The 8,974-nt window shown below is 57.3% G+C and carries 9 protein-coding genes; 7 read left to right on the plus strand and 2 right to left on the minus strand.

All coding sequences use genetic code 11. From position 1 onward, the window contains the following. Positions 1-132 precede the first annotated feature (132 nt). Positions 133-399, plus strand: a complete 267-nt coding sequence (locus tag M0D67_RS32020; RefSeq protein WP_266240981.1) for a DUF1488 family protein — start codon at positions 133-135, stop codon at positions 397-399. A gap of 103 nt (positions 400-502) precedes the next feature. Then, positions 503-730, plus strand: a complete 228-nt coding sequence (locus tag M0D67_RS32025) for a hypothetical protein (protein WP_266240982.1) — start codon at positions 503-505, stop codon at positions 728-730. A 275-nt stretch (positions 731-1,005) separates the two neighbouring features. Here M0D67_RS32025 and M0D67_RS32030 read toward each other — a convergent pair whose 3' ends face one another. Beyond that, on the minus strand, positions 1,006-1,215 hold the full coding sequence (locus tag M0D67_RS32030) for a hypothetical protein (RefSeq protein ID WP_266240983.1): 210 nt from the start codon (positions 1,213-1,215) through the stop codon (positions 1,006-1,008). Positions 1,216-1,812: 597 nt separating this feature from the next. Between M0D67_RS32030 and M0D67_RS32035 the strand changes: the two genes are divergently transcribed. After that, on the plus strand, positions 1,813-2,370 hold the full coding sequence (locus tag M0D67_RS32035) for a Uma2 family endonuclease (protein ID WP_266240984.1): 558 nt from the start codon (positions 1,813-1,815) through the stop codon (positions 2,368-2,370). Between the two features lie 36 nt (positions 2,371-2,406). Here M0D67_RS32035 and M0D67_RS32040 read toward each other — a convergent pair whose 3' ends face one another. Then, on the minus strand, positions 2,407-3,051 hold the full coding sequence (locus M0D67_RS32040; RefSeq protein WP_266240985.1) for a hypothetical protein: 645 nt from the start codon (positions 3,049-3,051) through the stop codon (positions 2,407-2,409). 921 nt (positions 3,052-3,972) lie between these two features. On the opposite strand from M0D67_RS32040, the gene phoU reads away from it, so the two are divergent. The 4 genes from phoU to M0D67_RS32060 all read left to right on the plus strand — a co-directional run bounded on the left by phoU (position 3,973) and on the right by M0D67_RS32060 (position 7,619). Further along, positions 3,973-4,680 carry a phosphate signaling complex protein PhoU gene (gene phoU / locus M0D67_RS32045; RefSeq protein ID WP_266240997.1) on the plus strand — a complete coding sequence of 236 codons (708 nt, stop codon included), beginning with the start codon at positions 3,973-3,975 and terminating at the stop codon, positions 4,678-4,680. Between the two features lie 765 nt (positions 4,681-5,445). Beyond that, positions 5,446-5,658: a hypothetical protein gene (locus tag M0D67_RS32050; protein ID WP_266240986.1), complete on the plus strand. Its 213-nt coding sequence runs from the start codon at positions 5,446-5,448 to the stop codon at positions 5,656-5,658. A 56-nt stretch (positions 5,659-5,714) separates the two neighbouring features. After that, entirely contained in the window at positions 5,715-6,050 is a 336-nt protein-coding gene (locus M0D67_RS32055; protein WP_266240987.1) for a hypothetical protein, read from the plus strand. An 828-nt stretch (positions 6,051-6,878) separates the two neighbouring features. After that, positions 6,879-7,619, plus strand: coding sequence for a 3-ketoacyl-ACP reductase (locus tag M0D67_RS32060; protein ID WP_266240988.1), 741 nt, complete (start codon positions 6,879-6,881; stop codon positions 7,617-7,619). Positions 7,620-8,974 lie beyond the last annotated feature (1,355 nt).

Genomic DNA, 8,974 nt, shown 5'->3' on the forward strand with positions numbered 1-8,974 from the left:
CATCCCACTTCCGTTCCCACAACCCACAGTGTTGGGCAAAAGCGACGAGCGCCATTCAGGTTTTGTTGAAATTTCTGCCGCTTCGCCCGTACGATAAGACGGTACGTGGAAGCAATCTTTCGAGCGTCTATCGTGGAAGCCCTTGAACTTGAACCCAGTGTTTCAACAGACGGTGTCGCATTTGCGCTATCACTCTGTGGTCGCGACATTGCGTGCGTCGTCACGCGCGAGACACTCGAGCAGCATTTCTGGGTGCAACCTGGCGCAACTGATGCGCGCGTTCTTAAAGCATTCTCGGAAGGCCGCAGGCGCATCGTGGCTTTGGCGGAACGAAAGGCGCGTGCGCGGCCAAGCGAGCGTATCGTGCTGACCGTCGATGACTTCGACCCGCGGAAATAACGCGCCTAGGTAGCTGGCGCGTGCGTGGGCGGAAAGAAGTCGGGCAACGGTGATGCCAAATCGACCATGACCTTGCGGCACTAGCCGCGGGAGTGACCAAGACATGACGGCAGAAATCAAGGCGTCGCCGGAGGCCGTGGCACTTGAGCGCATCGCTGGCGCCGCACGGGAAGTGCAGGCAGCGTCGGCTGCGCTGGAAAAGCATTTTGATGGCAATGGAGCCGCGCAACCGTCGACGCTTGAACTCGCGCGGTTTGCCGCCGCCATGCAGGAACTGCGCGATGCGCGTGAGGAATTCGACCGCCTGCTTTCGCAGAAGCGGCAGCAATGATTCGTCCCGTCAGCTTCGTCCCGGTCGGCGGTTGGCAGTATGTCTATTCGCAACGGGCACGAGCGTTTGGTGAGCGCGTCGTGAATCCTTCCGCCAGTCTGAGTCCTGTCACGGCCCCGGCTCAGGTTGAAGGGTGGTCGAACTCGCTGGCAAAAAGAGGTGCCTGACTTTCGTTTATCGCGCCGTGCAGGCTGCCTGGTGCTCAGGGGCAAATCAGCATATCTGCTGATTCCGGTGTCGATACACGAGTCGGCCATGAACCAGGACGGATTGCGCTACTGCGACTCGATAGCGTCGAGACGCGCCTGCGCCGTCTCATCCGGGTACTGACGCTGATACGCGTCGAACAGGTGCGAGCAGAGTTGCGCCAGTGCAGCAAGATGTACAGCCTGGTCGGCATGCTCTACCTCACCTGCGTTCAGCAAGTCGTCGAGGACCGGAGCGAGACGGCGCAGTTGCCGGAAGGTGGCGTCGTCAAGTTTCATGTTGGACTTCCTGTCTTCAGCCGATACGGCTCATGCCGCACGGACCTGGCCCACGGCTTTCCCCGTGGCCGCCCTATGTTGCCGGAGGGACCTGTTGGCCGCCCGAAGGTACTTTTTGATGTCTTCCACCCGGGAGGGACGCATAACACTGGGGCAGGTACGGATAGCGCCAGCGCTCGCAGCGAAGGTTCGCGGCTTGCACGCCAAAAAGCGTTACGGCTTACCAAGGCTGGCGTCGCTAGGGTCCGTGTGTTCGGGCTTAACAACCGTTCCGCGAGCGAGCGCATGGCGCTCGTGCTACGCCTTGGCGGTCAATGCCTTGTTTGACATCGTAAAGCATCAGGGCGAGAGCCGTGAATTGCGGTCTTCGCACCCTGCCACTGCGCTGCACAACATATCTGCGAAACCACGTGAGCATTAGACCTTGATTACCCACGCCATAGGGATAAAGCGTGCCGGACGATGCTGTCAATGCAAAAAATCGTATGCCAGATGTGCTGATTGCCGCAGTTAAATTTGTGCGGCGCACAAGAATAAAATAATTGTCAAATCGTTCTGGGAGGGTTTACGCTTAAGTGACTTCCCCGCGAGATGACTATGGCCACGCCTGCTCTTCTGGACCACTACGAACTGCTCGCAGCCTGGCGTCGCGTCACTCCGAATACAGAATTTGTCGAGCGTTACCGCTATGAGCTGGACGAACTTGGCGAGGCTGTTCTGAATCCCTCCCCGTCTGCCAGACGCCAGATAGTGCTCACAGATGTTTACTGTCACCTGACCGAACACATGGGGCATCTCGCAGCCATGTCGGTGGCCGTTTCGACCCGGTCATTTGGCATCCGGGTCCCGGACGTCGTCTGGATGCCGTGCGACAAGTGGGAAGGATTCGACCGCGACGACCCGGTGCCATTCGTGCCCGACCTGTGCGTTGAAGTGCTTCTCGATAGTGACAGGGTGCAGGGCATCGACCGCCGGATAGCAAGCTATCTCGAGGGCGGCGCAACTGAGGTAATCGTTGTGGACCACTTTGGACAGGTTGAATTCTGGGGCGCCAGAGGTCGGCGACCAACTTCAACTTTCGGGATAGCACTATCTCTCGACGGTATGTACTTTGAGAAATCCGGCGTGTCTTCCATTGCCAGCCTTCGAAGTTGATAACTTAGCCAGCCAACGCATCCTTCAGTGATTTCATCATTGTCGGTCGGCACCTTTTCGCTGACGCGCTGAAGTCGTCGACTTGAGGGCATTGTCGCCACGTCGGCCATTGTCGCTAACCATTTCTTGCCGCCCCGTTTGCTGCCGTCGCTTCATTTGCCCGTAGCACACGAGAACGGCTGCGCGCTCAAACCTCGTTACTCCATTGTCATCCGTGTCGATATCACCGAGCTTTCCATCCTGCGAAAGCTTTTTCAACTGTGCCGGCGATACGTTCAGAAGTCTCGCGACTGCGTCGGCGGACATCCAGTCTGTGCCGTCGTCCGCCCCGTGTGCCGGTATTTGCCTGGCAGACTTCGTTTGCTGAGGCCTCGCAGGCATTTCAGGCGCCCGTAGCGCTGCGACAAGCGTCGCCCGGCGTTCGCGAGCCGCATCACTATCTGCGAGCAGGTCGTCTTCGATAACTCGCTGGAGGAGCGTGGGGAGGGCATCTCCTAGCGCCTGCGATAGTCGGTCGAGCGTCTTTTTCTTTCGACCATCCATGACGGCCGCTAACAGGGCCGCGAGCTCTTCCGACAGGGCGGTAGCAATCGGCTTAAGGGCTTGTTTGAGGTCGTCGCCCGGATTAGAAATTCCAGCCGGCGCGATGTTTTTCATTTCAGACTTGCGCTTTGCAGCCATGGGAGCCTCCTGAAGGTTAACGATAGGGCGCGGGCGGAGAGGTTACTCGAGGCCCCGCAGCCTCTGTCAACATGAGTGCCTGTGCCTGTGCCTGTGCCTGTGCCTGTGCCTGTGCCGAGGGCGGGACTGCATATCCGTTTTTCACCATACATTTAACGCAAGTGCTCCCCTGTTATCCACAACCTTGCCAACAAAATCTGGGGACAACTTGAGCCGAGCGTCACTGATATCGAGCTGGTGGGGCGTTGGTTATCTGGGGCATCCAGCGATTGCCCGGCGCAACGACGGACGCGCAACGATACCCCCTCGCCTCAACGCCCACCGTATGCGGCGTCACATTGATGTCACCACGGTGGCGCACCGTCTCAAACTAGCGTCGAGCGGACACGACTGTCAAAGTCTCCGGTCAGGAGGTGTGACCGTCCGACCTTGCGTCGGAACCCCAGCGGAGCATGCGCGTCTGCCAAATCGACAAACGCGCTCTGAGCCGTTGGGATTGGCCGCTCACTTCATTCCGGGAGAGCGACATTGCGCCGCGCATCGAATTTTGCACATCAATAATACGGTATATACTGTTTCAGCTAATGGCTAAACGGTTGATGTTGACGGTCCTGGTGGTCGGAATGTAGGTAGGCAGGGACGCCGGAGCGCGCGCTCAGCGCTGAATTTCAAAATCCGCCGCCTGGTTCCAAGGTGCCGCCGCGTAGCGGATGAAAACTCCTGCGCGTACCTTGGCGTATGCGATTAGCAGTGGCCGGGGCACTGCACCGATGTATCAGGCGGCCGCTTCACGGAACGGACGGCATTCATGTATTTCGACGAGTTCGTCGGGATTGGTACAGCCCGAACAGATTTGGTCGAACTCGACACAGCGGGCTACTGAAAATTACGACACCGGCCGCGTCGGTTGAGGAGAAAAAAATTCCGGACAAACATCTCTCAAGTCAGTTTGACGCTGACCTCTCTCTGCTTTCAACGCGGTTGCTCGGAATGGGCGGTCTCGTGGAGTCACAGATTACCCACGCGATAGATGCATTGAATACGTTCGACATGGAACTTGTCGAACGCGTTGTCGAGGGTGAACGCCGGCTCAATGCAATGGAAATAGAAATCGATGAAGAGATTAGCAATGTTATCGCCCGTCGACAACCGGCCGCCCGTGACCTGCGCCTGCTGATGGCGGCTTCAAAATGCGTCACCAATCTTGAACGTGCAGGCGACGAGGCGCGCAAGATTGCGAAGCGAACTCGTCGCATTGCGATGGGTTCCAACGGGCGGGACATCAACATTGCTGAAATCAAGATTTCGGGGGAAATGGCTTCAAACATTCTTCGCCGGGCTTTGGATGCGTTTGCTCGAATGGACATGGCTGCCGCGGAACAGATTATTCAGGATGACGAAGCCATCGATAACCAGTTCAGGGTATTCATGCACAAACTCGTGACATACCTGATGGAAGACCCTCGGACAATTTCCACTGGGCTGGACTATCTGTTCATTGCGAAGGCCATCGAACGTATCGGCGACCATGCGACCAACATCGCCGAGTCCGTCGTCTATGTTGTTCGCGGTACCGACATTCGCCACGAACATCGAAAGCAGCGCGAGCACGAGGTGTTGCGCAGTTGAAGGCGAAAGCGGGTGGGCACGATGGTCTCCGTTCTTATCGCCGAAGAATACTGAACTTAGCTTGGACAGCGTAGGAACCCAGCCTCACGCAACGGGAAATTTTCATCCAGAGGGGCGCCCGAATTATGAAAGCTGACAGGCACCGGGAGCAGGCACGAGGCAAGCACTATCGAGCCGGGAGTGCCGTCGCTTCGAATCCTGCGCGAGCCCTGGGGCCAGACGAGAACCATTACCTTGTCTGGGGTATTTTGCGGCTTACCCTCGGTGTCTTACAGATTTCGTTTTCCGCCACGGCCTTTCTTTGCCTGATTTTCGTCGGGCTGTGGTCGTCGGCTACGCTCACGTGTGTGACTGTTGCCACTATCGCCACCTTGGCTAGTCGTGCGCTGTTTCATGGACAGAGTGGAACACATCGATAGGTGCTAACTGCCGTGCAGACGCCGAGTTCGAGCGTAGATTCTGCATGCGGCCGGGCAGCGTTCAGAAGTAGGTGCCGTCGCGCGGCGGCTATCTGCTCAGCGCTAGCGCCGTCTCTCGGCTCAGCGTACGTGTCCCATCATTGTGTGGTTGATATGCCATGTATCACTCGGCGTTAACCCCGGTTTTGATGACCATGGCTTTCACCCAGAATGCCAGTGAAGTCAGAAATCCCAATAGATGGGCTGTCGCAGGCGGGTAATGGTCTGCCGTAATAGTCGCGTGTGACGCCTGGATGCCGAAGGTATCCACGGCCCCGCGCGAAGGTAAACAATGGAGACACTGTTCATGAAGGCAGTCGTTGCGACGACGCATCGAGGCTATCAACTCACGGCCAGCGCGTGTCCTGCGCACGGTGGTCTGCATGCCGCGGACCTTGTCATCGAAAAACCCGGCCGTTCGCCAGAATCGTTTTCTGCGCTCGACTACTTCTTCGATGACCAGCAGGCGTTGAAGTATGCGACCTACTGGGGACGCATCTGGGTCGACATGAAGACTTGAGACCTGCTTCAGGTTCAAGCATCACGAATATGGACAGGCAACCAACGGAGACCCCCATGCGCGATGTCCCACGCGTCGAACCGTCGTCGAATCTCCTTACCCGGCAGACGCTGCGGTTCCTCGCACGCGACTCCAGAGACCCCAGTGCCGCTCTTATTTATTGGCTTGGGGTCTCGGAACCATCGCGCGAACCCTGCTTTTTCGACGCCATGCAAAAGTTCGGTCCGCTGTTGCAGCTGGTTCTCCCCGACGAACGCCCGGGGGTCTTCGTGAAGCGCGATGCCGTTCGCACCGTCCAGGATTGTGGCGTTGTGAAACGACTTGTTTTCAAGGACCATTCATCGCTCGATGTTCGATATAACGGACCGTGCAGCGACCTCTACGACGAGTGAACGAACGATACGTGCCTGCGGTGCGTCTGGGGATGGACGTGGTCCGCGAACGTGTTGCTCACGGCTCACGGCAGCGCGAAGGATGGTGCTTGCGGAGTGTCTCATTGGCGATGATGCTAGCCAGGTGACAAGGCGGTATCAGGTCGCCGGCCCGCGTGAATGCTTCCGACGTCACGGACGCCGCAAGCATTCACGCGGAGTTCAAGGAAACAGTTCCTCTGTCCGAGGCGTGGCACGGATGGGACAGCATGAAAATGGCTCCCGCACATACTCGTCCAGAAGTTGGAGCAGCGTGGGAAGCCGGAGGCCGGCAAGCTGATTCATGATTCTATAAGGCGTGGTCGCTCACCTTGGGGCGCCTTCCGGTGCACTTGCCTGGACCTATCTCGACGCGCCATCCCATCGCTCCAAAGCCGCGACGTACTCAATCACGGAATGCCAGGCACCCAAAATGACGGGCGCTGCGACAATAAAGACTGACCTGCGCAACTGAAAAAAACATGGCTGTGGGCGACCATGCCGTCAGACGAACGGGAGGCGCCGTCATCGCATTGACGCTTAGGCGGAAGCGAATAGGACTACGTATGAAAAGCGTCGACTGCGCCGAGATGATGCAGCCTGACGCGCTAGAGTATGCAGGACGCATGGATGCTTTTTTCGCGAGACGAATTGTTCTCGACGTGAAAGAATAGTGCAATACGCGACCCGGGAGAATCGGTCCGATGGCCTGACCTGTGATTCATGAGCGGGACAGCCACGTCAATCGTGGTCGTCTCACTTAAAGTCATTTTGTTCCATGAACGTAGCATAAAAAAGAGAGAGGGCAGTATGACAAAGCGAATCGCGTACGTGACCGGCGGCATGGGTGGAATTGGAACAGCTATATGTCAGCGTCTGCATAGGGATGGGCTAACCGTCGTGGCCGGCTGCGGACCCAACTCACCGCGACGGGAACGGTGGTTAGCCGAGCAGGCCGTGCTTGGGTTCTCCTTCACCGCTTCGGAGGGCAATGTCGGCGATTGGGAATCCACGGAGGCCGCTTTCGCGAAAGTGAAGAAGGAGGTCGGTGACGTTGACGTGCTGGTGAATAACGCCGGCATCACGCGGGACGGCGTGTTTCGTAAAATGTCGCGGGAGAACTGGAACGAGGTCATTGACACAAACCTCACGAGCCTTTTCAACGTGACCAAACAGGTCATTGAGGGGATGGTCAGTAAAGAGTGGGGCCGGATAATCAATATCTCGTCCGTGAACGGCCAGAAAGGGCAGTTCGGTCAAACCAACTACTCAACTGCCAAGGCGGGCATTCACGGCTTCACGATGTCGCTTGCTCAGGAAGTAGCCACAAAGGGCGTCACGGTGAATACGGTTTCCCCCGGGTACATCGGGACGGATATGGTACGTGCCGTACGTCCCGAAGTATTGGATGCAATCGTCCAGAGCATTCCGATACGCCGTCTCGGAGAGGCGTCGGAAATTGCATCAATTGTTTCGTGGCTTGCGAGTAACGAATCGGCTTTCTCAACGGGGGCAGATTTCTCGCTCAACGGTGGCTTGCACATGGGTTGAGGGGGAAAGGGGACAGACAAATCGTGGGATGCACGCCTGACAATTCGACGTTCTAGCGGCTACGAGCCGCTAGAACGTCACGTGGATTGTCTGGTCCCAGGGGGAAAGGTGCGCCTTCCGTTCGTTTTCGCTGTTCGCAGACGCGTGGTTGCAATCGCAAGACATATCGGGAGCCACACCTCCTCCGTCGGCCGCCCCGACGATGCGCTGACCGCAGGATGGAACCCCACCGCCTCAATCGCAGCGACCAGACGCTCTCGTAGCAAGTTGGACTCGATTTTTACGATTCTTGTCGCAACCTCGGTATTAAACGACTGCCGGGTTGCGATGTGATGGTTTTCGAGGCTTCAAAATTGATGCCAAAGTGCCGTTATGTCGTGTGGAAGGAGAAACGGCGGCGAAACCCAAATATTCACCTGGGGTTTCCACCAGATTCCCAACATGCGTGTGCGACGGCTTTCACTGCAAAGTTGGAAAAGATTCCATCTTCTGTTGGCGTTCCCGGAATTAAGCTAAACCAACGTTTCGGGGAAATCGTTCGCTTTTGAATGTGCAGGCCGTCTTGCCATTATTCAGCAGGGATTTATCCTGCAATGATGATTGGCCTGGTCGCGAAACTCGCACGTTATAATTCCGCGACTGCCGACCAGACGTCACGGTCACCTCCAGATGGCAAATTTCGCAGATATAACGTTGCTTGAAATGCATCTGAAAGAGAACCCGCTTGGCTTGTCCAGTGCGCTCCCGCCATGCGTAATGCAATGATTCCGTCGCCTCGCAGATGGTGGTTGGCCATATCGACGGCGATGGGCGGCCGGCCCGTCGTCGCTGGGCTGACGTGTACGTGCGTTGCCACTGCCATGGCCGCACTTACGTTGGCGACGCTATATGCGGGACGAGCCGACGCGCTCAACCACGCCCGAGAGACGGCGGGAAACCTGGTATCGCTGATATCAAGCGACACCCATTAGCCGGCCGGAGTCAAGGGTAAAAGAAGTACGCCGCAAACAGTTGCGTCAATTCACAGCGAGTACAGCGCGCCATCTTCACCGCTGCAAATACTAACCGCGACCGTTTTCTCACTCGTTGGTTGCGAACCGAATCGCACCAGACACCCGTCGGGATCAAGCTATCGCAATGCACCGCGACCGCCCTGGCGGCAATTGCCGCCCCAGAGAAACTTTGGTGCCAGCCCGTGTCCAGGGGATGTTTGCATTCCCTGTGGCTATCGCCATGAGACGACGCCAGTCCTTTGGTGGCTCACGGCCTGGGCGATTCAGTGTTCTGCTTCCGTTCAGATGTAAGCGCTAGTTAAAGCACACCGGATTGTCAGATGCGTCGGAGAACAGGGGTTC

Origin of the sequence: Paraburkholderia sp. SECH4, assembly GCF_030511745.1 — a bacterium.
Lineage (GTDB): Bacteria > Pseudomonadota > Gammaproteobacteria > Burkholderiales > Burkholderiaceae > Paraburkholderia > Paraburkholderia madseniana.

Bases quoted from the DNA above. Each gene is read 5' to 3' on its own strand.
- M0D67_RS32025 (WP_266240982.1), top strand. From the start codon at position 503: ATGACGGCAGAAATCAAGGCGTCGCCGGAGGCCGTGGCACTTGAGCGC.
- M0D67_RS32030 (WP_266240983.1), bottom strand. From the start codon at position 1,215: ATGAAACTTGACGACGCCACCTTCCGGCAACTGCGCCGTCTCGCTCCG.
- M0D67_RS32035 (WP_266240984.1), top strand. From the start codon at position 1,813: ATGGCCACGCCTGCTCTTCTGGACCACTACGAACTGCTCGCAGCCTGG.
- M0D67_RS32040 (WP_266240985.1), bottom strand. From the start codon at position 3,051: ATGGCTGCAAAGCGCAAGTCTGAAATGAAAAACATCGCGCCGGCTGGA.
- M0D67_RS32050 (WP_266240986.1), top strand. From the start codon at position 5,446: ATGAAGGCAGTCGTTGCGACGACGCATCGAGGCTATCAACTCACGGCC.
- M0D67_RS32055 (WP_266240987.1), top strand. From the start codon at position 5,715: ATGCGCGATGTCCCACGCGTCGAACCGTCGTCGAATCTCCTTACCCGG.
- M0D67_RS32060 (WP_266240988.1), top strand. From the start codon at position 6,879: ATGACAAAGCGAATCGCGTACGTGACCGGCGGCATGGGTGGAATTGGA.